Origin of the sequence: Mycobacterium interjectum (assembly GCF_900078675.2) — a bacterium.
GTDB classification, from domain to species: domain Bacteria; phylum Actinomycetota; class Actinomycetes; order Mycobacteriales; family Mycobacteriaceae; genus Mycobacterium; species Mycobacterium interjectum.
In genome coordinates this window covers 257,663-279,664 of record NZ_LT546236.1, presented here as the reverse complement: position 1 = coordinate 279,664, position 22,002 = coordinate 257,663, and the positions used below count along the sequence as shown (strand labels likewise).

Below are 22,002 nucleotides of genomic sequence, written 5' to 3'. Positions count from 1 at the left end.
ATGGTGTTCGTGTTACCGAACTGTTAATCACCATCCGCCGCGTACTAATTACTTCCGCCCCCGCCCCAGCCGCTGAGCTGGGATATCTCGGTCGAGCCAACGGCCTGGTAGCACGGTTTTCGGTCACCAAATCGGTGGCAGATGAACGGCGAGTTAAATTTGCTAGAAGGCTTACATATTTTGCCGACCTAAGTGGCTATTGACGGAAATTCGCCCGCGCCCCTAAGTTCTAGGTCTGTCGGGTAGTCATCGGTGACGCCACTCCAAAATCAGTTGCACATCCGCTTTTCGGGCGCTTCGCGACCTGTCCTTCTGGGCGTGCCGTGCAGAGAGGGAACGATCCAATGCCACAGCCTGAGCAGCTACCCGGGCCGAACGCCGACATCTGGAACTGGCAACTGCAAGGCCTGTGCCGCGGTGTCGACTCGTCGATGTTCTTCCACCCCGACGGCGAGCGCGGCCGCGCCCGCATGCAGCGCGAGCAGCGCGCCAAGGAAATGTGCCGGCAATGCCCGGTCATTCAGGAGTGCCGTTCGCACGCGCTGGAAGTCGGTGAGCCCTACGGCGTTTGGGGAGGCCTGTCGGAATCCGAGCGCGACATGCTCCTCAAGGGCGACATCGGCCGCACCCGCGGCATCCGCCGCTCGGCTTGAACGGCCCGAATCAGCTCGCCTCGCCGGTCTCCGCCGTCCACTGCGCGTATTCGTTGCCGGCCGAGAGGTCCCAGAACGTCGCTGTGTGCAGCGAGCCGTCGTCGCCGAACTTGTAGATCTCGATGCTCTGAATCACGGCCGGTTCGCCGTTCACGGTGCCGGAGTTGCGAATGACGGCCGCTCCGGTCGCGCCGCACACCTGGAGCAGATCGATGCCCAGCTTCCAGTCGGCGTTCGGCGAGGCGTCCCACACCTCGCCCATGACCTCCCACCCGCGTTTCACCGGCGTGCCGACGGGGTCCTCCATGGTGACCTCGCCCGGCACGACGCGCTTCCAGTGCGCGAGCCACGCCTCCTTGTCACCGGCGTTCCACAGTTGCACGTGCCGCTCGAGCGCGGCGCGGATCGCCTCGGCCGTGGGTGCTGACATCTCGTCCTCCTAGTGCCCTGGGTCGAGCATTGCGCGCAGCGGCGAGTTTGCATAGGGCGTTAGGCTCGTTTCGACATTCGGTCATCGGGGTAAGTCCGGTCAATGAATAAGGGTTTAGTGTTTGCCGCGGCGGCGCTGACCGCCACCATCGCGCCATTAGCCGCATGCGCAAACCGGAGCGGTAACCAGTCCACCACGTCGTCATCCGGCGCGCCGCCGGGCACCGAGCGGATGACCACGCAGGTGAAGAGCGCCGACGGGACTCAGGTCGCCAACGCCACGTTCGACTTCGCCAACGGGTACGCGACGGTGACCGTGGAGGCCGGCCCCAACCAGGTCCTGAGCCCCGGTTTCCACGGGCTCCAGGTCCACGCGGTGGGCAGGTGCGAGGGCGACTTCAACTCCGCGGGCAGCGTCTATCAGGCCCCGGGCCACACCAGTTACCCCGCCAGCGGCGACTTGACGGCGCTGCAGGTGCGCTCCGACGGGTCGGCGAAACTCGTCACCACAACCAACTCGTTCACGGCAGCGGACCTGAGAAACAGCTCCGGTACCGCACTGGTCATCCACCAGGACGCGGACAACCTCGGCAACGCCCCCACCGGCGAGTCGAGCAAGCGCATTGCCTGCGGTGTGATCGCCGCGGCGACCGCGACGACGACCTCGTCGACCAAGGAGACGACGAGCGTCACCACGGTCACGACCACGACCGCCGTGCCACCGCCGTCCACGAGCACGAGCACCAGCACCGTCACGGTCACCAGCACCCCGACGGTCACCATCGCGCCGAGCTATACCGTGACGACACCNCCGTGGCCAGCGCCGCCGTGGCCGGATCGGCGGCGACGGTGGCGAGTACCGCCGTGGCCGGATCGATCGCCACGGTCGGCAGCGCGGCCATCGCCGGCAGCATCGCGTGTGTGGCGTGCGCCTTCTGCAAGCGCTGTGTCGCGTGCCTGGGCTGCTTCGGCTGCACGAATTGCGTCGGGTGCGTGGGTTGCTACAACTGCTCGGGCCTGCGCTTTGCCGCCGGGCTTCGCGACGTGCACGTCTGAGACGCGTTGGCGCGTCAGAGGTTCGTCGGCTCGTCCAGCGTGCCCGGTTCGCGCGGCGCGCGACCGGTGAGCAGCTCATGCATCTTGGTGGCGTCCCGCGCGGCGGCGACAGCGGCCCGCACGTGCCACTCGTCGCCGTCCGTCGTGTAGGCAACCATCTGCCGGGCGGCAAAGCTGTAGAGCGACTGGATCATCGGCAGGTTCCTCTTACCGGCCACGTCGGCGATCCACAAGTAGCTCGAGGCCTGCCGGAGCGCTTCGGCCGACTGCGGTTCGGGGACCACAACACACACGCTCGCACAGGGCCGCCGCGGGTAGCCCAGCCGCCGCGCGGCTCATACACCTCTCATATTTTTCCGTGATCGGCGAAGGACAGGGCGGGCGCGGCCCGGCGCCCCTACTTGTGCTGACATGCAGACGGCGCTGTTCACGCTCGGATTGGTCCTGTTCCTGGTGGTGCTCGGCCTGCTCTGGCCACACCTCCACTTGCCCTACGCCTGGGGAGTGACGGCGGTCGCGCTGATCGTCTACGCCGCGTACGCGAACTGGTTGGCGACCCTGCTCGCCGCGGCGTGGGGCGCCGGCCGCAAACTCGCGCCGATCGCCGCGACCGACCACGTGGCCTCGGCGGGAAAGGAAGCGTTCGTCAGCGTCCTGTTGGTGTCCCTCGCGGTGTCGATCATGGTCGGCGTGGTCATCGTCATCGTCGGGCTCTGACGACAGCCCTTTAGCTCGCGCCCGCCGCGATCACCTCATCCACCTCGAGGGCCCGGTCGGTCATCTCGGCGTGCGCCTTGTCCAGCGCCTCGGCCTGGTCCTCGTCGGCCTTCATCAGCGCCTCGATGTCGAAGCCGGCCATGTCGTGGACGCCCATGTCCCGGAAGGCCTTCTGCACCTTGTCGCCCCACAACCCGATGTCCTTGACGATCGGCACGATGCGGCTGAACAGGTGCGAGCGGAACTGGATCATCAGCGGCGACGTGTCGACCCACTCGGCGCACGCTTTCACATCGAGGCCGAGCGTCTCGAAAACCTCCTCGGCGCGGAACCGGTCACGCATCAGGTAGCAGGCGTCTACGACGAACTCTTCGCGCTCGTCCCGTTCGGCTTCGGTCAGCGCGGAGTAGTAGTCCTTCAGCGAGATTCGTCCGAAGGCGACGTGCCGGGCCTCGTCCTGCATGACGTAGGCCAGCAGTTGCTTGGCCAGCGAGTCGGGAGCCGCCATGTCACGCAGCACCCCGAAGGCGGCGAGCGCCAGCCCTTCGATGAGCACCTGCATGCCGAGGTAGGGCATGTCCCAGCGCGAGTCGCGCAGGGTGTCGTCCAGCAGCGCGGTCAGGTGCGTGTTGATCGGGTAGACCAGGCCGACCTTCTCCTGCAGGAACCGCGAGAACGCCTCGACGTGCCGGGCCTCGTCCATGGTCTGGGTGGCCGCGTAGAACTTGGCGTCCAGGTCCGGGACCACCTCGACGATCTTCGCGGCACACACCATCGCCCCCTGCTCCCCGTGCAGGAACTGCGAGAACTGCCAGGCCTGGGAATGCAGGCGCATCTCGGCCCGACGTGCGTCGTCGGCCGCCTCCCACATCGGGCTGCCGAACAGCGGATGGAATTCGTCGGGCAGCCCGACCGGGTTCGTCGGGTCGACGTCTTGGGCCCAGTCGATGCGCGACTGGGCGTCCCACTGCTTGTCCTTTCCCTTTTGGTACAGGGAAAGGAGCCGGGCGCGGCCGTCGTCGTATTCCCACGTGAAGCGCGCGTCGCCGACGCTGGGCACCTCCCACGAGTACGGCGCGGGCACCTGCGTGTATTTGTCCCTCGTGGTCATGAACGGCCGCCTTCCTGCCACCTGTGACCAGTGGTCATATGACCAGTATCACACTGCACCCGGGTGCGGCGGCGCGTCAACCCCGACACACGAGGCATCGTGCCCAGCAAACAGTCAGGTGCCCGCCAGGCGGCCGACGATGGGAGCAAGGCTCTGTGGCGCGGACCCGTAGGGCACGACGAAGTAGTTGAATCCGAGTTCGTCGCGCACACGGGTCAGTTTTCGACACACCTCGTCAAGCGTCCCGATCGCCACGACCGGCGAGTCGAGCAATGTCTGCAGCTTGACGTCGACGTCGCCGACCTCGCCGCCATATCGTGAGACGGTGGTGGTCAGGAAGTTGAGGAACTCCTTGGCCGTCTTCTCGACGTCGTCGGTGATCGCGACGAACACGAGCATCAGCGACAGCTCGATCTCGCGGAACCGGTCCCCGGCCGCCGCCGCGAGCCACTCCACGCGTTGCTCGAAGGCCTCAACGCGGAAGCTGGACAAGTCGTCGACGATGGCTCCCTTGGTACCGAATGAAGCGCCGAGAACCTGCACGACGTCGGCGCGCCTGGCCGCCATCGACAGGATCTTGCGGCCACCGCCGCCGATCATGATCGGCGGGCCGCCGGGCTGCGTGGGCTTGGGCGTACCGTCGAGTCCGGTCACCGAATAATGTCGGCCGGCGAAGTTGCATGGGCCATCCGAAAACAAACGCCGGAGAATGTCGACATTCTCTTCGAGACGCTCGATTCGCTCGCCGGCGGAACGGAACGGGATGCCCGACTGGTCGTAGTCGGCGCGGACCCACCCCGCACCAAGTCCCAGCTCGAGCCTGCCGCCGGAAAGCACGTCAAGAGTGGCGAGTTCCTTTGCGAGAACGGCCGGGTGACGCAAGTCCTGGTTGAGCACCGCGGTCGCGATCCGAATGTCCGAAGTGGCGGCCGCCATCGCCTGTAGGCCGAGCAGCGGCGCGACCGTCGAGTTGAGGTGATCGTTGAGCGCGATGCTCGAAAAGCCGTGCCGTTCGGCGGATATCGCCGTCTCGACGAGCGCGTCCGCCGAGCCACCCGAGGCGATGAGTCCGAACCGGATGGCTCGCTTTGAGCGGCCGGTCATTCGGCCGCAGTCTTCGCCGTACTCCACCAATAAGCGATGAATGGTTCCATGCTGCGACTGACGAGTTCGATGCGAGGGCCAGCGGAGCCCTTGGCGTACGCCCACAGCAGGTCGCCCGAGCCGTCCGGGTTGTAGGATTTCACCTCGACAGTCAGACCGTTGGATTCCAATGTGGCCAAATCGGATTCGACATCGTCGGACCAATAGCCGATGTGATGCACCCCCGAGTCCGCGGGAGTCCACACGGTGCCGGGAACGGTCTGCAGCAACTCCAGCCTGGGTTCGGCGCCCGAGTAGACCATCTTCATCGGGATGGTCACATCACCGGCGGGGGTGACCGCTTCCTGGTCGACGCTGACCACGTCCGTCCAGGTGTAGCCCGCCACCTTTGCGAGCCACTCCATCGTCGCCTCCAGGTCGTCGACCACGATCCCCGTGTGATAAAGGTTTTCGGCTTTCATTGGTCTCCCTCGACCCCTTCTTCTTTCAAGGCGCTTTTGATCTCCTGTTCCAGCCATTGCACTTCGCTGTGATTCTCCCTACCGCTCGCGACCAAAAGCTGTTCTAACGCTTGATGTTTCACCTGCAATGCGTCGGGATCGGCCGGCGCGTGGGCCAGGACGACGTCGGTGAGGTGTAGCGCCTGAAGGGGGCGGCCGCCTTTGGCATGGGCAGCGGCCCGCTCGGTGAGCCGGGTGGTGCCGCCGACGAGGTCCACGACATCCGACCAGACGGATGACGGTGGCACGTCATAAAGTTCGGTGGTGGATTCGTAGCGGAACCAGCCCGCGTGCTCCTCCCAGATCGCCCGGACGTTCCAGGAGACCTTGCCGTGCATCTGCGGAAGCTCGAGTTCCGGCGGGGGTGTGATGTCACGCATCAGGGTCCACAGGTCGGCGCCGGAGTTCATGCCGTCGATGGTGCGATCGCGAAGGTAGGCCGTCGCGTCGCGCACCTTTGTCAGCGTTGTCAGGATCTGGTCGGCGCCGCGGAACACGTCATGGCCGTTGATGAGCGTTTCGGGGCGAAGCCCGATCACCCGGTCCAGGGAGCGGACGAACGCCATCGCGCTGCGAATCTTGTCGCCGCGCAGGGTGTACAGGTTGGGCACGTGGCCGAAGAACGGCCCCATCAGGTTGCCGATGAACACGGTGCGGTGTTCGGGCATCCACACCACGAGCGCGTCGGTGGTCTCCCCGCCCGGCGCGGAATACAGCTCGAAGTGCCGGCCACCGAGTTCGAACGCGTGGGTGTCGAGGAACGAATCGGTCAGCACCGGCTCGGGCGGCAGCGTCGCCGCCGCGGTTTCCACGTCCATGAAGGCCCCCCACAGCTTCATGATCCGACGCACATAGAAGGGGTGCAGGTGGCGCCAGTACTCGCGCACATCCGGATGGTTGGCCTGGGCGATCGTTTGGACGCCGGGCCGGTGGAACTGGCTCCATCCGCCGACGTGATCGGGGTGACCCTGAGTGAACGTGATCATCCGCAAGGGAGCCTCGGTTACCCGTGCGAATCGGGCGTCGATCTCGGCAGCCTCGAATTCGGTTCCTGTGTTGATGAGCAGGTCGCCGTCGGGCGTTGTCACCAGGTAGCTATTGGCGATGTTCCTGGACATGAAGATGCCGTCACCGAGGTCGACGGCGTCGCGGTCTCCCTCTCCCTGTTTGACCAGTTCGTCGAGCGACGGCGCCATTCTGAAACCTCCCGGATGGTTCGCCGACAAACCTAACATTTGTTCTCTACGGACGTATAGGATCTCTGGCGTGACCGTGGACGAGCTCGCCAGCCGCGCCTGCGAACGGGCCGGCCTCGACGATTTCGGCGGCGACTCCTGGCGTGAGGGCCTGGACCTGTTGGTCGAATCTTGCGAGTCCGCGCCGGGTGTGCACCCCGGGGGGCGCGAGTTCGTCTACGGCCAGTTCGTCGACGCACTGTGGAACCGGCTGCGCGTGGTCGACTATGTCAACCGCTGGCCCGAAGTTCTCGAGGAGCGACTCGAACGCCCACTGGTCATCCTGGGGCTGCCACGCACGGGCACATCGCTGGCCAGCTATCTTTTGGACCAGGATCCATCCCGGCGCTCGCTTTTGACGTGGGAGGCGGAGGACTCGGTGCCCCCGCCGACCCGGGACACGCTGCGCACCGATCCGCGCTGCCTGAAAAAGAAGGCCAAACTCGAGGTGCTCGCCGAGGGGCTCAAGGCGGCCAACATTCCGCTCGTGCACTGGGACGAGGCCGACGGGCCGACAGAGTGCGTTTTCGTCCAGAACCAAGATTTCAAGGCCTACCTGTGGGAAGCGTTCATGCCCACTCCCGCATACGCCGAGTGGTTGCTGCGGACCGACATGTCGAGCGCCTACGCCTACGAGCGAATGGTCTTGCAGGTGTTGCAGTCTCGCGCGCCCGGCACCTGGTCGCTCAAAATGCCCTCGCACGCGGTGCACATCGAGACCCTGCTGGCGACCTATCCCGACGTGCGGATCGTGTGGGCGCACCGTGATCCCTTCAAGGCCACCGCGTCGTTCCTGCGGCTGAATTATCTGTCTCGCGCGGCGACGGGGGCCGACATCGACGTCGCCGTGACCGTATCGAATGTGCTGTGCCAGTTGGCCGCACATGTCGATCGCCCGCTGGCGACGAGGCGCCGGATCGGTGACGATCGATTCTTCGACCTGCACTACGCCGACCTTATGCGCGACCCGGTCGCGGTGATGCGGGCACTGTACGACTGGGCCGATGACGTCCTGACCGCGTCGACCGAGCAGGCGATGCTCGACTGGCTCGGCGCCCATCCGCAGGACCGCCACGGGTCCGCACCGTACTCGCTGGAAGGGTCGGGCGTAACCCGCGCCGAGCTGGAACCGCTCTTCGACGAATACCTGTCGGTGTTCGACGTCGAGCTGGAGGGAGACACGTCATGAAGGCGGCCATGACGACCGACGATCACGGGTTCGAGATCGTCGACCTTCCCGAACCCGCCCCCGAACCCGATCAATTGGTCATCCGCGTCGCGGCGTGCGGCGTATGCGGGTCCGACATCAAGGCCCAGCCCTTCGCACCCGCCGGCATGGTGATGGGCCACGAACTCGGCGGCGACATTGTGGCGGTCGGCTCCGGTGCCGACGGCTGGCGGGAAGGCACCAACGTCGCTGTGCTGCCGGTCATTTCGTGTGGGTCGTGCGCATACTGTCACGCGGGTCTGGTGGCGCACTGCCCGCAGGCAAGCTACATCGGGATGGGCCCGGCGGGCGGGTTCGCCGAATATGCGGCCGTTCCCGCGCGCCACTGTTTCGCGGTCCCCCCGCAAGTGCCCGCCGCCCATTCGGCGCTGGTGGAACCGTTCGCCGTCGGGTTGCACGGCGTGCACAGCGCCGAGATCCGGCCGGGCGACGACGTGCTCATCGTCGGTGCGGGCGGGGTCGGGTTGACCACCCTGGTGTGGGCGCTACGCAAGGGCGCCGGGCGCGTCACGGTGGCCGATCCCGATCCGCAGCGACGCACCTCGGCGACTTCGATGGGCGCCACGGATGTGCTCGCGTCCGGATGCGAGGCCGACGACGGGGCGTACGAAGCCGTCGTCGAATGCGTCGGGCGTCCGGACCTCGTGCGCGCCTGCCAGCCCGCGCTGCGTCCGCGGGGCCGCCTCGTCGTTTCCGGCGCGTGCGCCGAGCCGACCACCATCGAGCCCGTCACGGCGCTGCTCAAGGAACTCACCGTCCGGTACTCGGTCGCCTATTCGACGGACGAATTCCGCGAAGTCATCGTCGCTTTCGGTGACGGCGACATCGACCCGGCACCCACGCTCGGGCCGACATTCGGACTGGATCACATCGCCGACGCCTTCGCCGCCGTCCGCGAGGCGCGGGTGCAAGGCCGGGTTTCGGTGACGCCGTGACCGCGACCATCGGGGACGAGCCGGACCTTCCCGTCATCCCACGACCGCGTTTCGCGGCCTGCCCGCTGGCGCCTCCGCCGGAGTTCGCCGAATGGCGGGAATCGGCGGGCCTACGACGCGCGATGTGGCAGGGCCGCCCCACCTGGGTGGTCAGTCGCTACAAGGACATCCGATCGTCGCTGGTCGATCCCCGCCTCAGCGCGGAGACGATCAAGACGCGGCTGCGGGCGGCGGGCGTCACGGGCGAGATGCCGGTGATCTTCGCCCGAATCGACGACCCGGAGCATAATCGCCTGCGCCGCATGATGGCTCGCGATTTCACCTGGAGACGCGCAGAGGCGATTCGGCCCCAGATCCAGGAGCTGGTCGACCGCTTCCTCGACGCGATGACCGAGCACGGGCCGCCGGCAGACCTCGTGCGGGAGTTCGCGTTGCCGGTGCCGTCGTTGGTCATCTCCCTTTTGCTGGGCGTGCCCTACAGCGATCATGAGTTCTTCCAGCATCACAGCACGGTCGGACTCGATGCCAGATCATCCGAGGAGCAGAAGGCGGCGGCCATCGGCGCGCTCTTTGCCTACATGTTCGATCTTGTGGGACGCAAAGAGCGTGAGCCGGGCGACGACTTGATCAGCCGACTCATCACCGACCACGTCGCCTCAGGCGAACTGAGCCGCGAGACCGCGGCCATGAACGGCTTGATCCTGCTGCAGGCCGGTCACGAAACGACGGCGAGCATGATCGCGCTGGGAACCGTTGCACTGCTGCAGCATCCGGACGTCTTCGAGCTGCTCGGCCGGACCGATGACGCGACAGTCATCGCCAACGTCGTCGAGGAGCTGATGCGGTACCTCACGATCGTGCACAGCCAGGTGGATCGCGTGGCGACCGAGGACCTCAGCATCGGTGGCGAGCTGATCCGCGCCGGCGAATTCCTCTTGATGAACCTGCCCGCGGCGAACTGGGACCCCGAGTTCGTTGACAACCCCGCGAGCCTCGACGCCGGGCGAAACACCCGTGGCCACTTGGGCTTTGGCTTCGGTGTCCACCAATGCATCGGGCAGCACCTCGCCCGGGTCGAAATGCAGGTCACCCTTTCCAGGCTGGTCCGCCGGCTGCCGGGGCTGGCGCTGGCGGTTCCGGCCGACGACTTGCGATTTCAGAACGAGCAGGAAATCTATGGAATCGAGGAACTGCCGATCACCTGGTGACCCCGTGATCGGCGGCCACCCCGGCGATCACGGAGTGCAGGTATTTTTCCAGGCTCTTGGCGCTGTCCATGTCGGTCAAGCCGTAGGCCAGCCGGAACAGGAATCCCCCGAGAAAAGTGACCACGGCAAATGCCTCCTCCCTGATCAGTTCCCGATCGGGCGGCGCGCCGACCGGCTGGACCTGCGCGACGGCCGCCTCGCTGATGGCGACGAACCGATCCATCAGGCCGTCGAACACCTCGCCGAGTTCGGGGTCTCGGGAGGCGATCATCATGAGCTCGAACCGCGCCCGAGCCCGCGAACGCTCCGGCTCGACGGCGGTGCGCATCGCCTGCGTGGCGAGCGTTGACAGCAGGGAATCGACCTCGCCGTCGCCGGTCGCGCTGAGCGCCGCCGTGAAATCGGCGACGTCGAGCTCGATCACCCGCTCCATCGCGCCCCGAAGCAACGCGGCCCTGGTCTGGTAGTAGAAGGACGTCGTTCCGTCGGGAAACCCCGCGTGCCGGTCGACGCGGAGGTGGGTCAGCCCGCGCGCGCCGCCCGCCGCCAATAGTTCGATCGCCGCGTCGCACAGGTGACGACGCCGCTGCTCGGCTTTGGGTCTTCGTGTCATCGCAGTCGGGACAGTCTATCGGTGTCCAATCGGAGTCCAGGCAACGGAACACACAACGGCCGGGGCGGCGATCAGGCCGGATTCCTTACGGCACAGTATCCCGATCGGTTTCTCCCATCGTCACGATGGGCGGCCAATTCCAATGTGTCCTGGTTGAAATCGGCCAACAGAACGGTCTTGCCCGCCCCAGGACGCGGACTCCGATGACGAAAAACACTTCAGAAGTCATGACTTGATCTCGTTCTCGTGCATCGAGGGGCGTTCGAGCGGCGGTGGCCGAGCCGGGCCGGGTGTCATGTAAAGGGTGATCGCCTCGCGGAGGCCGGCGAGGGCGTCGTCGATGTCGAGGTGCGACCCGAAACTACGCTCGGCGTAGAGACCCCGAAGCGCTGCGGGCAGCAATGCGCTGACTTGGCGCGCGTGACGCGGGTCGACGGCGATTCCATCGAAGAATTCACGAAATTGCCTGAACCAGTTGTCTTCCAGCGCATCGAGGGCCGCCGCAGTGCGGGGATGGCTCCGTTCGAGTTCGATGCGGTCTTTAGCAAGCGCTGCTCGGAGGTTGGTCACGACGGCGTTGTACGGCGAGTCGAACGCCTTCCACAACAGAGCGATGACTTCGGCGACCCGCCCATCGACCGACCCGGCCGACGGGCGGCCCCAGACACGCGGGCCCGCGGTGTCGAGTATGTGCAAAATCGTGGCGGCCCAGAATCCGTCGGCGTCGCCGAACTGGTATTGGACAGTTCCCCACGTGACGTCTGCTTCTTTGGCGATCAATTTGACGCTGACCGCCTCGGGGCCACCGCTGGCCAGGAGGCGCAGCGCGACATCGAGGACATGCTTACGTGACGCCTCGCCGCGCCGGTTGGCGCGTCGACCAGCCTTGAGCTTGCCTTGAGGTGTCGTCATGTGCTGATCGTAGGAAGGGGTTGTGGTTCTCATTAAGATAATTATGATACATCTGTGGACGGCGCTCGCCTACTAGCGACTGCTGTTGTGCTACAGACAGGAGCTGCTGCGCCCAACTCACAAATTTTAGTGGCTTAATTGAGGAGGCCTCGATGATTAGCAACGCCCGGCGGTGGGTGATCGATGGGTCGAACCGGTTCCCCACGACAAACAAGACACCCCATGCCTGTTGCACTCAACGATGACCAACGCGCACTCGCGCAGACCGTCGCCGGCTTCGCCGAGCGCCACGGCCCCGCGAGTCCACCCGCAAGGGCACGGCCCACCACAAAGCCGGTGAGCTGCCCACCCACTGGCTGGAGTTGATCAGCCTCGGGTTGCACGCCGTGCACCTTCCCGAGGAGGTGGGCAGTCAGGACGGCTGCGTCGAGGACATCGCGGTGGTCATCGGTGAGGCCGGCCGCGCCTTGCTTCCCGGCCTACTGTTACCGACGGTGTGCGCCAGCACGGTGGTGTCGACCGCGGAGCCCGATGACGCCGCCATCGGTGTCCTCAAGCGTTTGGTCGCTGGAGCGACCGCCACCGTGCTTGGCCCCCAAACGTCACTGTCGATCAGTGAGCATGCCGGCCGGACGAGGCTTGACGGTGAAAGCGCCGCGACACTCGGTGGAGCATCTGCCGAGCTGTTCGTGGTGTCCGCCCAGACTGCGAATGGCGCAGACGGCACGCCGCGGTGGCTCGTGGTCGATCGGCAAACCGCTGGCATCGACGTCGCTGTCGAGGACGGCGTCGATCTCGGACGCGACCTGGCGGTGGTTCGGTTCTGCGACGTCGATGTCACAGCGGCCGTGCGTCTGGGCGGCGTCGACGCCGATAAAGCCGCCGACATCATCGTGGCGATGATGGCCGTGGAGGCTGCCGGGATCATTGCCTGGTGCTCTGACGCTGCGACCGAGTTCGTCAAAACACGCAACCAATTCGGCAGACCAATCGGGGCATTTCAAGCTGTCCAGCACCGGGCGGCGCAACTGCGCATCACCAGCGAGCTGGCCACGGCCGCGGCCTGGGACGGCATGCGGGGGCTCGCCGACACCGCGACACAACGCAGTCACGCGGTGGCGGGGCCGCCATCACTGCCCTGGGCCGAGCCGTGCACGCGGCGGTGGAATGCCTTGCGCTGCATGGGGACATCGGTTTCACCTGGGAACACGATGTGCACCTGTACTGACGGCGGGCGGCGCTGGCCGCGCTGGCCGGAGCGGTCGAGACATGGGAGGCACGCCTCGGCGAGGCCGCCGTCGACGAACCGCGGAACTTTACCCTGGCTCTGCCCGACGCCGCGGCAGACTTTCGGCGCCATGTTGCCGGGGTGCTCGACCAGGCCGCGACCCTGTCAAATCCGCAGCCGTCGCCGATGGGAAACAACGATGCGGTCAACACCGCTCCGCGTCGCGTCCTGCTCGCCGAGCACGGACTGGTCGCCCCGGCGTGGCCGCGCCCGTGGGGGCTTGATGCCGGCCCGCTGCAGCAGCTGATCGTGCAGGAGGAGTTCGACCAACGCGGCCTCGATCAACCGTCGATGGCCATCGGCCAATGGGTGCTGCCGGTGGTGCTCACTCACGGCACACCCGAGCAGATCGAGGCACTCGCGCCACCCACGCTTCGCGGCGAGCTGATCTGGTGTCAGCTCTTCAGTGAACCCGACGCAGGCTCGGATGCGGCGTCGTTGACGTTGCGCGCCACGAAGACCGACGGCGGATGGCTATTGAGCGGCCAGAAGACCTGGACCACCCAAGCCCACCTAGCCGACTGGGGTTTGTGCCTGGCGCGCACCGGAGCCGAGGACCCCAAGCACCCCAAACATCATGGTTTGAGCATGTTCCTGATCGACATGACCAATCCACAGCTGGACGTGCGGCCCATCAAACAAGCCAATGCCGAGGCGGAATTCAACGAAGTCTTCTTCAACGACGCTTTCGTGCCCGATGCGATGCTGCTCGGACAACCGGGCGAGGGCTGGGCGCTCACCATCGACACCCCCGCCCAGGAACGGCTGTTGATCGGTACCTATCGCGACACCGGCAACGAACAACGTATCCGCCGCATTATCTCCGATGGCCACTACGCCGGCACACGCGACGACGCGCTGCGCACCCTGGGCCGCATCAGCGCCCGCGGGGCGGCGATCGCGGCGATGAACCTGCGAGAGACGTTGCGCCGACTGCAGGGCCACAGTCCGGGGCCGGCCACCAGCATCGGAAAGGCCGCCGCCTCGATGCTGCATGTCGATGCGGCGGCGGCCGCATTGAATTTGATCGGCCCGCGCGGTGCCCTTAGCGAAATCGGTTGTGAGCCAGTTTTTCACGAGCTCGACATTCCGACCTGGGTGATCGGCGGAGGCACATTGGAGATCCAGCTGAATACTCTCGCCACCTTCGTGCTTGGGCTGCCCCGACGCTAATGAACCGACACAACCCCAGCATCGACATCGTCGCCGACGGGCTGCACTTGCCCGAGTGCCCCCGCTGGCACGACGAACATCTGTGGTTTTCCGATATGCGCGGCCACACCGTCTACCGCATCGACGACGGCGATGTCTCGGTCGTCCACCGATTCCCAGTCGGGGAGGAACCCGGCGGACTGGGTTGGCTCCCCAACGGGGATCTGCTGGTCGCCGGCATGGCCGAGCGCGTCATCTACCGAATCTCAGGCGGACGCGCCACCGTGCATCCCGACGTGAAACCGCTTGCACCCCACCAGATCAACGACATGATCCTGACCTCCGACGGCATCGCGTTCGTCACGCAGCTCGGCTTCGACCTCGATGCCCCGCAACCCGATCCGCAGCCCACCGTCCTGATCCGCGTGGACCCCGACGGCACCATTCGCACAGCGGCCAACGACCTGATGGTGCCCAACGGCATCGCCGTCGATGACACCGAAGACACCATCGTGGTCGCCGAATCCGGCGCCGCTCGGCTGACCAGCTACACCCATCGCGACGGAGTGCTGTTCGACCGCACCACCGAACCACTGCCCGCCACTACAGCTTTCCCGTTCTGCGCGCGGCACGCCGCAGCGCGACCAACACCCCGGCCACGGTATCGGTGGTGCGCAGCGGAAGCACCAGCGCGGGGCCGGCACGTTGGACGCCGTCGATGGCGAGGTCGAAGTTGTTGAGTCGTCGAGGCGTCCGCTCCACGAAAGCGCGCCCGACGGAAGTGCCGGCGACCGGGATGGCGTGGGTCGAGGTTATTGCAGCGCCCGCGGTTTCCACGATCGTCAGATCGGCCACCTCCGCCGTTGATACGTCGTGGTTGATCGCGACGGCGACTAGTGTGATTTCTGCGCGCGTCAGCTTGAGCGCTTGCCGGGCGATGGGGCGATAGACCGTTGCGGGCATCGGGGCCGAAGAGTAGGTCGGTCCCGACGTCACGCGTCGCTTCACCGCTTTCACAGCAGCCATCCCCACTCCGGATCAATCGGATCGCAGACGGCAACGGTCGGCGCATTCGCGCTGGTCACGTTGCTTGTCACGCTCGGCGCGCGAAGCGGTCATGATGCCTGACGTCCAGTTGATCACCGGCGTGCGAGGGTTCGGGGCCAATGCTTCTCGAGTTAAGCGGCGGACACGGCCTAACTCGTCCCGCACCAGCTGAAATTCTCGGCATGCTCAGGCTACACCCATTCCGACCAACCGGGGATCGGCGCGGAAGCGGGCCTGGTGGCCGGTGACGCAAAGCGACAGCGGCCGCGACCCGATCGGTCTTCATGTCAACGCCGGATGTTGGGCTCGGCGGGCGTCGTCAACCTGGGCAGCCCCGACAGTGCCGGTAATCGCCTGGGAAGGACTGAATTTGAGATGCCCATGCCCGATGGGTGTAGCGTTGTGGGTGCTGAGCCCTTCAGCTGGTGCGGGATGAGTTTGGCCGTGTCCGCCGCTTAACTCGAGGGCATTGGCTCGCAGCCGCACATTCCGATTTCTACCCCGTCGCAGTCAGACAGCCTGCACGATCCGCCCTTGCCCGGTGAGCCGGAGTTTGGAGTAGAACCAACCGTGCCGGTCGTACCGGGAACACGTTGTCGTGCAATGAAAGACCGGCCCGGGACTAAGCCAACCGACGACATGAGCCGACGACCGGTCTTCTTGAACACCCGATAGAACGCTGCGAACGCACCACACAAGCCCCCGACCGAGAGGACACGATGGCGATTACCGACGTTCCAGCCTTCGCCCACCTGACCGACGCCGACATCGAGAATCTCGCCGTCGAGCTGGATGCGATCCGGATGGACATCGAGGATTCCCGTGGCGAGCGCGACGCGCGCTACATCCGTCGCACCATCGCCGCGCAACGCGCCGTCGAGCTCGTCGGACGGCTCACGCTGGCCGCAAGCTCGAGGCGCTCGGTGTGGTGGGCGGGAACGCTGACCCTGGGCCTGGCCAAGATTATCGAGAACATGGAGATCGGCCACAACGTCATGCACGGCCAGTGGAATTGGATGAACGATCCCGAGATCCACTCCACGACATGGGAGTGGGACATGACCGCGGCGTCAAAGCACTGGATGTCCTCCCACAACTTTCAGCACCACAAGTACACCAACATCCTCGGCATGGACGACGATGTGGGCTATTTCATCCTGCGAGTCACACGTGACCAGCCCTGGCAGCGGTTCAACATCGGCAACCTACTGTTCAACGCCGTCCTCGCGCTCGGGTTCGAGTGGGGAATCGGCTTGCAGACAGTCGATTTCGAGAAGCTCTTGAAGGCCGGCCCGGAGCGCGACCGCACCCTTGCGCGGACACGCGAGTTCTCGGTCAAGGCCGGTAGGCAGGTGCTCAAGGACTACGTCGCGTTCCCGGCGCTCACCGCACTGTCGCCGGCGGCGACCTACAAATCGACCCTGAAGGCCAACGTGGTCGCCAACGTGATCCGCAACATCTGGGCCAACGCGGTGATCTTCTGCGGGCATTTCCCCGATGGCGCAGAGAAATTCACCAAGACCGACATGATCGGCGAAACCAAGGGCGAGTGGTATCTGCGCCAGCTGCTGGGCAGCGCGAACTTCGAGGCCGGCCCGGCGATGCGGTTCATGAGCGGCAACCTGTGCCTCCAGATCGAGCACCACCTGTACCCCGATCTGCCCAGCAACCGGTTGCACGAGATCTCGGTGCGGGTGCGCGCGCTGTGCGACAAGTACGATTTGCCCTACACCACGGGCTCGTTCCTGGCGCAGTACGGCAAGACATGGCGCACCATCGCGAAACTGTCGCTGCCGGACCGCTACCTGCGGGACACCGCCGACGACGCTCCGGAGACCCGCAGCGAGCGGATGTTCACCGAACTGGGGCCCGATTTCGCCGGGACGGACCCGGCGACAGGCCGCCGCCACGGGCTCAAGACGGCGATCGCCGCGTCACGACGCGTGCGTCGGCGAGCACCCTGACCAGGGCGGCATCGATCAGTCCGGCGCCAGAAGACAGCCGCGATTTACTGGCCGGTAACCTACGGGACCGTAGGTTAGGCTATAATCGGCTAACAGCCCGGGGCTATCGATATGGCGCCGCGCAGGCGCGCCCGAACACCGTTGGGGGGAGACCAGTTCACGTGACCGAGATGAACTATCTCGATCTGCACGGTGAGCGCATTGCCTATCGGGACGCGGGGTCGGGTGAGGCGCTGCTGTTGATTCATGGCATGGCGGGCAGTTCGGCGACCTGGCGGGCCGTCATCCCTCAGTTGTCGAAGAGGTATCGGGTGGTGGCACCCGACCTGTTGGGGCACGGCGAATCATCCAAGCCGCGCGGTGACTATTCGCTGGGTGCGTTCGCGGCCTCGCTGCGTGATCTGCTCGACGAACTGGGCATCACCCGCGCGACCGTGGTCGGTCAGTCACTCGGTGGCGGGGTGGCCATGCAGTTCACCTATCAACATCGCGACTATTGCCAGCGACTGGTTCTGATCAGCAGCGGGGGCCTCGGCCCGGACCTGAACTGGATATTGCGGATCCTGTCGGCACCCGGAAGCGAGCTGGTACTGCCAGTGGTCGCGCCGCAGCCCGTGTTGAACGTCGGCAACAAGCTGGGGTCGTGGCTGGCGTCGGCCGGAATCCAGGCCCCACGCGCAGCCGAGATGTGGAGCGCTTATTCCTCGTTGTCGGATCGCCGGACACGGCAGGCGTTCCTGCGTACGTTGCGCTCGGTGGTGGACTACCGCGGTCAGGCGGTCAGCGCGCTCGGCAAGATGCACGTGAGTTATGGATTGCCGACTCTGTTGATTTGGGGCGAACAGGACCGGATCATTCCCGTCGCGCACGGCTACGCCGCGCACGACGCCGTTCCGGGCAGTCGACTCGAGGTGCTCGCCGGTGTCGGGCATTTCCCGCATGTCGAGTCCCCGGCGGCGGTGGTGGACATCCTTGACGACTTCATCGCCACCACCGGGCGACCTGCCCATCTGACGAATCTGAAAGTCTGAGCGACGGTCTTGCGATACACCGACCGCCCATCTGCGGGCGGCTATACAGCTTTACGCCGCGCGGCAGCAACATGACGGTCTGCGCAAAATCCATCACCGGACAAACGATCCCATCGACAACGGCGCCACGGCCCGCTGAACAACAAGGCCGCTTGAGTGCGACATCGCTTCAACGAAACGGTAATCCGCATCGAGCAGCGCAATCAGCCCAGGCGCCCCGGCGCGGCCTGATCGCTGCGCCCGACCTACCCGTCGTCACGCTGCGATCAGCGCGGCGCCCGGGCCCGCTGACGACGACTTCAATGCAGCAGTTGTTGCCAATTGTCAGGGACACGCCCGGCCGGTCCCGGCGTCGGCTGGTCCGGTGGGTGATGTTCTGGGGGCGCTAGCCGCGGGCCGTCATAGAACTGTTGGTCCCGGTAGTCGTAAAACCAATCTTCCCCCGGCTCATAGCTGGCGATCACGGGATGCCCGGTCGTCTTGGCGTGGCCACTGGCGTGCCGGCCCGGCGAGTTGTCACAGCAGCCGACGTGACCGCACTCGGCGCACCGGCGCAGATGAAACCACCAGCCGAGTTGGCGGTCGCACTCCACACACCCTGGGCCGCTGGGCGAGACGGTGGTGTCGATGCCTACGTCACTCACCCACCCATCGAACGCCGAGTTGTGCGGCGGGCGCAATATGCTCGGGCAATCGCCGTAGCGGAAACACCGCCGTGCCGACAGTGAGACATGTCTTCTGATGACACTCGCCGAGGTTCGCTCCGGTCATCCAGCCGACCCTGGACACCGGCACGCAAGCACTGGTCGTCGCCGCGCTGGCCTGGCTGTAACGCGACCAATCTCCCCGGGGCACCAGTGCGGGACGGGCCTGTTCCACCGGATGAGTGCGCGGTCAGCGCGGAGGGCCGAGAATGACCTGTCCGAACTTGTCCGCTCCCTCGGCCATCCGTGCGGGTGAGATTTCGAAACCGTCCGGGCGCGGCGTTGCCTTGTCACGACCGGCGTAGCGGAACATACCTTCGATTCCCGCGGGGGTGTTGACCATGAGCAGATCCGCCTTCTTGGATGTGATGCGATAGGCGTGCGGAATGTTCTTGGGCAAGAAGACGATACCGCCTTCCGAGAGCTCCATCTCCTGGTCGTCGTACCAGAGCAACGCGGTCCCCTTGATCAGCATGAAGACCTCATCCTCACGCGTGTGTTTGTGATACGGGGGTGCTTCGCCTTCGCTGACATCGAAGCGTCCGATCATCAACTGGCCATCAGTGGCCTTACCGTCGAGCAAGATCGCCAGCGTGCCGCCGTCGAGCCATTCCAACTGCTGCTGCTGCTCCGGCTGCGCCAGGTATGCCATGCTCATGCATCGTCTCCATTCGTTATAGGCGAGAGCTACCACGTTGCTCCCGAGTGCATCCGTTGGGCGACTTCGATGTCCGATGCTCGAGAGTATCCATGCGCGCGAGCGTGGATGCATTGCTGTGCTGCGCAAGCTGTGCCCACCGGGGGCCTATGCCTCACAGGATCAGAAACCGAAACACCCCGGCGAAAGGCCGGGGTGTTTCGGTAGTCCAGATGCCGACCGTGGGCCTACGCACGAAAACCGTTGAGTTTTCCTACCTAAGGCCCACGGTCGGGCATCTGTCGCTCAGTGGTGGTGGTGATGACCGTGGCCATGGCCGTGGTCGTGCTCGTCCGCGTCGGCGGGCCGCTCGACGATCGCCGTCTCGGTGGTGAGCACCATCCGGGCCACCGACGCCGCGTTGACGACGGCCGAGCGGGTCACCTTGACCGGGTCGATGACGCCGGCGCCGAGCAGGTCGCCATAGGCGAGCGTCTCGGCGTTCAGCCCCTGTCCGACGGGCAGTTCGCTGACCTTGTTGACCACGACCGAGCCGTCCAGCCCGGCGTTGGTGGCGATCCAGTACAGCGGGGCCGACAACGCCTCGGAGAACACGTCGACCCCGAGCGCCTCGTCGCCGCTGAGCGTCCCGCGCAGTTCCTTCAGCGCCTTGCGTGCGTGGATGAGCGCCGTTCCGCCGCCCGCGACGATGCCCTCCTCGACGGCCGCCTTGGCGGCCGCGACGGCGTCCTCGACGCTTTCCTTGCGCTCCTTGAGCGCCGTCTCGGTGGCGGCACCGACCTTGATGACGGCCACGCCACCGGCCAGCTTGGCCAGCCGCTCCTGCAGCTTCTCGCGGTCCCAATCCGAGTCGCTGTTGTCGATCTCGGCACGCAGCTGCTTGATGCGGGCCTGGACCGCGTCCTTGGAGCCGCCGCCCTCGACGACGATGGTGTCGTCCTTGCTGACCACCACGCGACGGGCCGAGCCCAGCACGTCGGTGTCGACCTCGCGCAGCAACAGCCCGGCGTCGGGGTTGATCACCTGGCCGCCGGTGACCACGGCGAGGTCCTCGAGGAACGCCTTGCGGCGATCGCCGAAGAACGGCGCCTTGACCGCGACGGCCTTCAGCGTCTTGCGAATCGAGTTGACCACCAGGGTCGCCAGGGCCTCCCCCTCGATGTCCTCGGCGATGATCAGCAGCGGTTTGCCCGATTCGGCGATCTTCTCGAGCATCGGCAGCAGGTCCGGCAGCGAGCTGATCTTCTCCTGATGCAGCAGGATCACCGGGTCGTCGAGCACGGCCTCCTGCGAGTCGAAGTCGGTCACGAAATACGCCGACAGGAAGCCCTTGTCGAAGCCGACGCCCTCGGTGAACTCCAGCTCGGTGCTCAGGGTCGAGGATTCCTCGACGCTGACCACGCCGTCGGCGCCGACCTTGGTCATGGCCTCGCCGACCAGCTCACCGAGCTGCTGGTCGCGCGACGACACCGTCGCCACCTGCGCGATGCCCTCCTTGCCGGCCACCGGGGTGGCCTCCGCGAGCAGCGCCTCGGACACCGCGTCGCCGGCCTTGCTGATCCCGACGCCCAGCTCGATGGGGTTGGCGCCGGCGGCAACCATGCGCAGCCCGTCCTTGACCAGCGCTTGCGCCAACACGGTCGCCGTGGTGGTGCCGTCGCCAGCGACGTCGTTGGTCTTGGTGGCCACCGACTTGACCAGCTGGGCGCCCAGGTTCTCGAACGGGTCTTCCAGGTCGATCTCGCGCGCCACGGTGACGCCGTCGTTGGTCACCGCGGGCCCGCCGAATGCCTTGGCCAGCACCACATGCCGGCCGCGCGGGCCCAGCGTCACGCGTACCGCGTCGGCGAGCTTGTTCACGCCGGCCTCCATGGCGCGGCGCGCGGTTTCGTCGTACTCAATGATCTTGCTCATCAGGCTCCTTCACCCGCTACGAACGCATGCCGCCCCGGAAATCACCCGCGGTTGTGCGCGGGGATCGCCGGGGCGGAACACGGTCCTTACTTGGATACGACAGCCAGCACGTCGCGGGCGGACAGGATCAGGTACTCCTCGCCGTTGTACTTGATCTCGGTGCCGCCGTACTTGCTGTAGATGACGGTGTCACCCTCGGAAACGTCCAGCGGGATCCGCTTCTCGCCGTCCTCGTCCCAACGACCGGGGCCGACTGCGACGACGGTGCCTTCCTGCGGCTTCTCCTTGGCGGTGTCAGGAATGACCAGACCGGACGCGGTCGTGGTCTCGGCCTCGTTGGCCTGCACGAGAATCTTGTCCTCGAGTGGCTTGATGTTCACCTTCGCCACGATTGGAGCCCTCCACTAGTTAGATCGGGTCCGAGGCTCTCGCCCCGGCCGGAGTTGGCGGTCGGTCCGGGGCAGCCCCGAACCGACCGAATTATCAGTTGATCCAGCATCCATCCGTTGCCCGAGCGCCGTCGTCGCGGGTGCCGGCACAGGG

Annotated in this window: 23 protein-coding genes and 2 pseudogenes; 12 read left to right on the top strand and 13 right to left on the bottom strand. The window is 65.8% G+C overall.

Annotated elements, in window-relative coordinates; genetic code table 11:
• Window positions 1-344: 344 nt before the first annotated feature.
• Window positions 345-653, top strand: a complete 309-nt coding sequence (locus BN4348_RS31150) for a WhiB family transcriptional regulator (RefSeq protein ID WP_066907726.1) — start codon at window positions 345-347, stop codon at window positions 651-653.
• 10 nt (window positions 654-663) lie between these two features.
• On the opposite strand, the gene BN4348_RS31145 is transcribed toward BN4348_RS31150, so the two are convergent.
• On the bottom strand, window positions 664-1,083 hold the full coding sequence (locus tag BN4348_RS31145; protein WP_066907715.1) for a nuclear transport factor 2 family protein: 420 nt from the start codon (window positions 1,081-1,083) through the stop codon (window positions 664-666).
• Between the two features lie 102 nt (window positions 1,084-1,185).
• Here BN4348_RS31145 and BN4348_RS31140 point away from each other — a divergent pair.
• Both BN4348_RS31140 and BN4348_RS31135 read left to right on the top strand, forming a co-directional pair.
• Window positions 1,186-1,896: pseudogene (locus BN4348_RS31140) on the top strand (superoxide dismutase family protein); the annotation flags it as partial.
• Window positions 1,896-2,138 (top strand): hypothetical protein, encoded by a 243-nt coding sequence (locus BN4348_RS31135; protein WP_084453881.1) that lies wholly within the window; start codon window positions 1,896-1,898, stop codon window positions 2,136-2,138. The pseudogene BN4348_RS31140 and the gene BN4348_RS31135, both read left to right, overlap by 1 nt.
• A 14-nt stretch (window positions 2,139-2,152) precedes the next feature.
• Here BN4348_RS31135 and BN4348_RS31130 read toward each other — a convergent pair whose 3' ends face one another.
• On the bottom strand, window positions 2,153-2,422 hold the full coding sequence (locus BN4348_RS31130) for a hypothetical protein (RefSeq protein ID WP_066907712.1): 270 nt from the start codon (window positions 2,420-2,422) through the stop codon (window positions 2,153-2,155).
• A gap of 127 nt (window positions 2,423-2,549) precedes the next feature.
• Here BN4348_RS31130 and BN4348_RS31125 point away from each other — a divergent pair, with 127 nt between their 5' ends.
• A complete protein-coding gene (locus BN4348_RS31125; protein WP_084453880.1) occupies window positions 2,550-2,855 on the top strand; it encodes a hydrogenase in 306 nt (101 codons plus the stop codon).
• A 10-nt stretch (window positions 2,856-2,865) separates the two neighbouring features.
• Here the strand turns inward: BN4348_RS31125 and BN4348_RS31120 are convergent, their stop codons facing one another.
• From BN4348_RS31120 to BN4348_RS31105, 4 genes are all read right to left on the bottom strand, one after another.
• Window positions 2,866-3,966, bottom strand: a complete 1,101-nt coding sequence (locus BN4348_RS31120; RefSeq protein WP_066907709.1) for a ferritin-like domain-containing protein — start codon at window positions 3,964-3,966, stop codon at window positions 2,866-2,868.
• 114 nt (window positions 3,967-4,080) lie between these two features.
• Entirely contained in the window at window positions 4,081-5,070 is a 990-nt protein-coding gene (locus BN4348_RS31115) for a TIGR03621 family F420-dependent LLM class oxidoreductase (protein WP_066907706.1), read from the bottom strand.
• Window positions 5,067-5,531, bottom strand: coding sequence for a VOC family protein (locus tag BN4348_RS31110; RefSeq protein ID WP_066907703.1), 465 nt, complete (start codon window positions 5,529-5,531; stop codon window positions 5,067-5,069). Before BN4348_RS31110 ends, BN4348_RS31115 begins: the two co-directional genes overlap by 4 nt.
• A complete protein-coding gene (locus BN4348_RS31105) occupies window positions 5,528-6,766 on the bottom strand; it encodes an alkyl sulfatase dimerization domain-containing protein (RefSeq protein ID WP_066907700.1) in 1,239 nt (412 codons plus the stop codon). The genes BN4348_RS31110 and BN4348_RS31105 overlap by 4 nt, the downstream gene beginning before the upstream one ends.
• 70 nt (window positions 6,767-6,836) lie before the next feature.
• Here BN4348_RS31105 and BN4348_RS31100 point away from each other — a divergent pair, with 70 nt between their 5' ends.
• Genes BN4348_RS31100 through BN4348_RS31090 form a run of 3 tightly spaced genes read left to right on the top strand, consistent with a single transcriptional unit; the run spans window position 6,837 to window position 10,176 of the window.
• Window positions 6,837-7,994: a sulfotransferase family protein gene (locus BN4348_RS31100; RefSeq protein WP_235852615.1), complete on the top strand. Its 1,158-nt coding sequence runs from the start codon at window positions 6,837-6,839 to the stop codon at window positions 7,992-7,994.
• An 8-nt stretch (window positions 7,995-8,002) separates the two neighbouring features.
• Complete coding sequence (locus tag BN4348_RS31095; RefSeq protein ID WP_235852614.1) at window positions 8,003-8,968, top strand: zinc-dependent alcohol dehydrogenase; 966 nt, start codon at window positions 8,003-8,005, stop codon at window positions 8,966-8,968.
• Window positions 8,965-10,176 (top strand): cytochrome P450, encoded by a 1,212-nt coding sequence (locus BN4348_RS31090; protein ID WP_066907693.1) that lies wholly within the window; start codon window positions 8,965-8,967, stop codon window positions 10,174-10,176. Before BN4348_RS31095 ends, BN4348_RS31090 begins: the two co-directional genes overlap by 4 nt.
• Here the strand turns inward: BN4348_RS31090 and BN4348_RS31085 are convergent.
• Both BN4348_RS31085 and BN4348_RS31080 read right to left on the bottom strand, forming a co-directional pair.
• The gene (locus BN4348_RS31085; protein ID WP_066907690.1) at window positions 10,166-10,789 is read right to left on the bottom strand and encodes a TetR/AcrR family transcriptional regulator; all 624 of its coding nucleotides are present in this window, start codon (window positions 10,787-10,789) and stop codon (window positions 10,166-10,168) included. The two genes, BN4348_RS31090 and BN4348_RS31085, sit on opposite strands and share 11 nt — an antisense overlap.
• Window positions 10,790-11,014: 225 nt before the next feature.
• Window positions 11,015-11,701, bottom strand: coding sequence for a TetR/AcrR family transcriptional regulator (locus tag BN4348_RS31080; RefSeq protein WP_066907686.1), 687 nt, complete (start codon window positions 11,699-11,701; stop codon window positions 11,015-11,017).
• A gap of 899 nt (window positions 11,702-12,600) precedes the next feature.
• Here BN4348_RS31080 and BN4348_RS60980 point away from each other — a divergent pair.
• Window positions 12,601-12,744 (top strand): annotated as a pseudogene (locus BN4348_RS60980) (acyl-CoA dehydrogenase family protein); the annotation flags it as partial.
• Window positions 12,745-12,809: 65 nt separating this feature from the next.
• Here the strand turns inward: BN4348_RS60980 and BN4348_RS60975 are convergent.
• Entirely contained in the window at window positions 12,810-13,061 is a 252-nt protein-coding gene (locus BN4348_RS60975) for a hypothetical protein (RefSeq protein ID WP_066907680.1), read from the bottom strand.
• Between the two features lie 9 nt (window positions 13,062-13,070).
• On the opposite strand from BN4348_RS60975, the gene BN4348_RS60970 reads away from it, so the two are divergent.
• From BN4348_RS60970 to BN4348_RS31055, 4 genes are all read left to right on the top strand, one after another.
• Complete coding sequence (locus BN4348_RS60970) at window positions 13,071-14,162, top strand: acyl-CoA dehydrogenase family protein (protein WP_235852613.1); 1,092 nt, start codon at window positions 13,071-13,073, stop codon at window positions 14,160-14,162.
• Entirely contained in the window at window positions 14,162-14,881 is a 720-nt protein-coding gene (locus tag BN4348_RS31065) for an SMP-30/gluconolactonase/LRE family protein (RefSeq protein ID WP_066907677.1), read from the top strand. The genes BN4348_RS60970 and BN4348_RS31065 overlap by 1 nt, the downstream gene beginning before the upstream one ends.
• 1,026 nt (window positions 14,882-15,907) lie before the next feature.
• Window positions 15,908-17,152 carry a fatty acid desaturase family protein gene (locus BN4348_RS31060; protein WP_066907674.1) on the top strand — a complete coding sequence of 415 codons (1,245 nt, stop codon included), beginning with the start codon at window positions 15,908-15,910 and terminating at the stop codon, window positions 17,150-17,152.
• A 170-nt stretch (window positions 17,153-17,322) separates the two neighbouring features.
• On the top strand, window positions 17,323-18,183 hold the full coding sequence (locus BN4348_RS31055) for an alpha/beta fold hydrolase (protein ID WP_211145656.1): 861 nt from the start codon (window positions 17,323-17,325) through the stop codon (window positions 18,181-18,183).
• A gap of 299 nt (window positions 18,184-18,482) precedes the next feature.
• Here the strand turns inward: BN4348_RS31055 and BN4348_RS31050 are convergent, their stop codons facing one another.
• From BN4348_RS31050 to groES, 4 genes are all read right to left on the bottom strand, one after another.
• Window positions 18,483-18,827, bottom strand: a complete 345-nt coding sequence (locus BN4348_RS31050; protein WP_066907831.1) for a UBP-type zinc finger domain-containing protein — start codon at window positions 18,825-18,827, stop codon at window positions 18,483-18,485.
• Between the two features lie 250 nt (window positions 18,828-19,077).
• Complete coding sequence (locus tag BN4348_RS31045; RefSeq protein ID WP_066907668.1) at window positions 19,078-19,545, bottom strand: cupin domain-containing protein; 468 nt, start codon at window positions 19,543-19,545, stop codon at window positions 19,078-19,080.
• 285 nt (window positions 19,546-19,830) lie between these two features.
• Entirely contained in the window at window positions 19,831-21,459 is a 1,629-nt protein-coding gene (gene groL / locus BN4348_RS31040) for a chaperonin GroEL (protein WP_066907663.1), read from the bottom strand.
• Window positions 21,460-21,545: 86 nt separating this feature from the next.
• Window positions 21,546-21,848, bottom strand: a complete 303-nt coding sequence (gene groES / locus BN4348_RS31035; protein ID WP_007167930.1) for a co-chaperone GroES — start codon at window positions 21,846-21,848, stop codon at window positions 21,546-21,548.
• Window positions 21,849-22,002 lie beyond the last annotated feature (154 nt).

Excerpts from the sequence above, each read along its gene's own strand:
- BN4348_RS31150 (WP_066907726.1), top strand. The coding sequence starts at position 345 with ATGCCACAGCCTGAGCAGCTACCCGGGCCGAACGCCGACATCTGGAAC.
- BN4348_RS31145 (WP_066907715.1), bottom strand. The coding sequence starts at position 1,083 with ATGTCAGCACCCACGGCCGAGGCGATCCGCGCCGCGCTCGAGCGGCAC.
- BN4348_RS31125 (WP_084453880.1), top strand. The coding sequence starts at position 2,550 with ATGCAGACGGCGCTGTTCACGCTCGGATTGGTCCTGTTCCTGGTGGTG.
- BN4348_RS31120 (WP_066907709.1), bottom strand. The coding sequence starts at position 3,966 with ATGACCACGAGGGACAAATACACGCAGGTGCCCGCGCCGTACTCGTGG.
- BN4348_RS31115 (WP_066907706.1), bottom strand. The coding sequence starts at position 5,070 with ATGACCGGCCGCTCAAAGCGAGCCATCCGGTTCGGACTCATCGCCTCG.
- BN4348_RS31110 (WP_066907703.1), bottom strand. The coding sequence starts at position 5,531 with ATGAAAGCCGAAAACCTTTATCACACGGGGATCGTGGTCGACGACCTG.
- BN4348_RS31105 (WP_066907700.1), bottom strand. The coding sequence starts at position 6,766 with ATGGCGCCGTCGCTCGACGAACTGGTCAAACAGGGAGAGGGAGACCGC.
- BN4348_RS31095 (WP_235852614.1), top strand. The coding sequence starts at position 8,003 with ATGACGACCGACGATCACGGGTTCGAGATCGTCGACCTTCCCGAACCC.
- BN4348_RS31085 (WP_066907690.1), bottom strand. The coding sequence starts at position 10,789 with ATGACACGAAGACCCAAAGCCGAGCAGCGGCGTCGTCACCTGTGCGAC.
- BN4348_RS31080 (WP_066907686.1), bottom strand. The coding sequence starts at position 11,701 with ATGACGACACCTCAAGGCAAGCTCAAGGCTGGTCGACGCGCCAACCGG.
- BN4348_RS60975 (WP_066907680.1), bottom strand. The coding sequence starts at position 13,061 with ATGGCGCCGAAAGTCTGCCGCGGCGTCGGGCAGAGCCAGGGTAAAGTT.
- BN4348_RS31065 (WP_066907677.1), top strand. The coding sequence starts at position 14,162 with ATGAACCGACACAACCCCAGCATCGACATCGTCGCCGACGGGCTGCAC.
- BN4348_RS31060 (WP_066907674.1), top strand. The coding sequence starts at position 15,908 with ATGGCGATTACCGACGTTCCAGCCTTCGCCCACCTGACCGACGCCGAC.
- BN4348_RS31055 (WP_211145656.1), top strand. The coding sequence starts at position 17,323 with ATGAACTATCTCGATCTGCACGGTGAGCGCATTGCCTATCGGGACGCG.
- BN4348_RS31045 (WP_066907668.1), bottom strand. The coding sequence starts at position 19,545 with ATGAGCATGGCATACCTGGCGCAGCCGGAGCAGCAGCAGCAGTTGGAA.
- groL (WP_066907663.1), bottom strand. The coding sequence starts at position 21,459 with ATGAGCAAGATCATTGAGTACGACGAAACCGCGCGCCGCGCCATGGAG.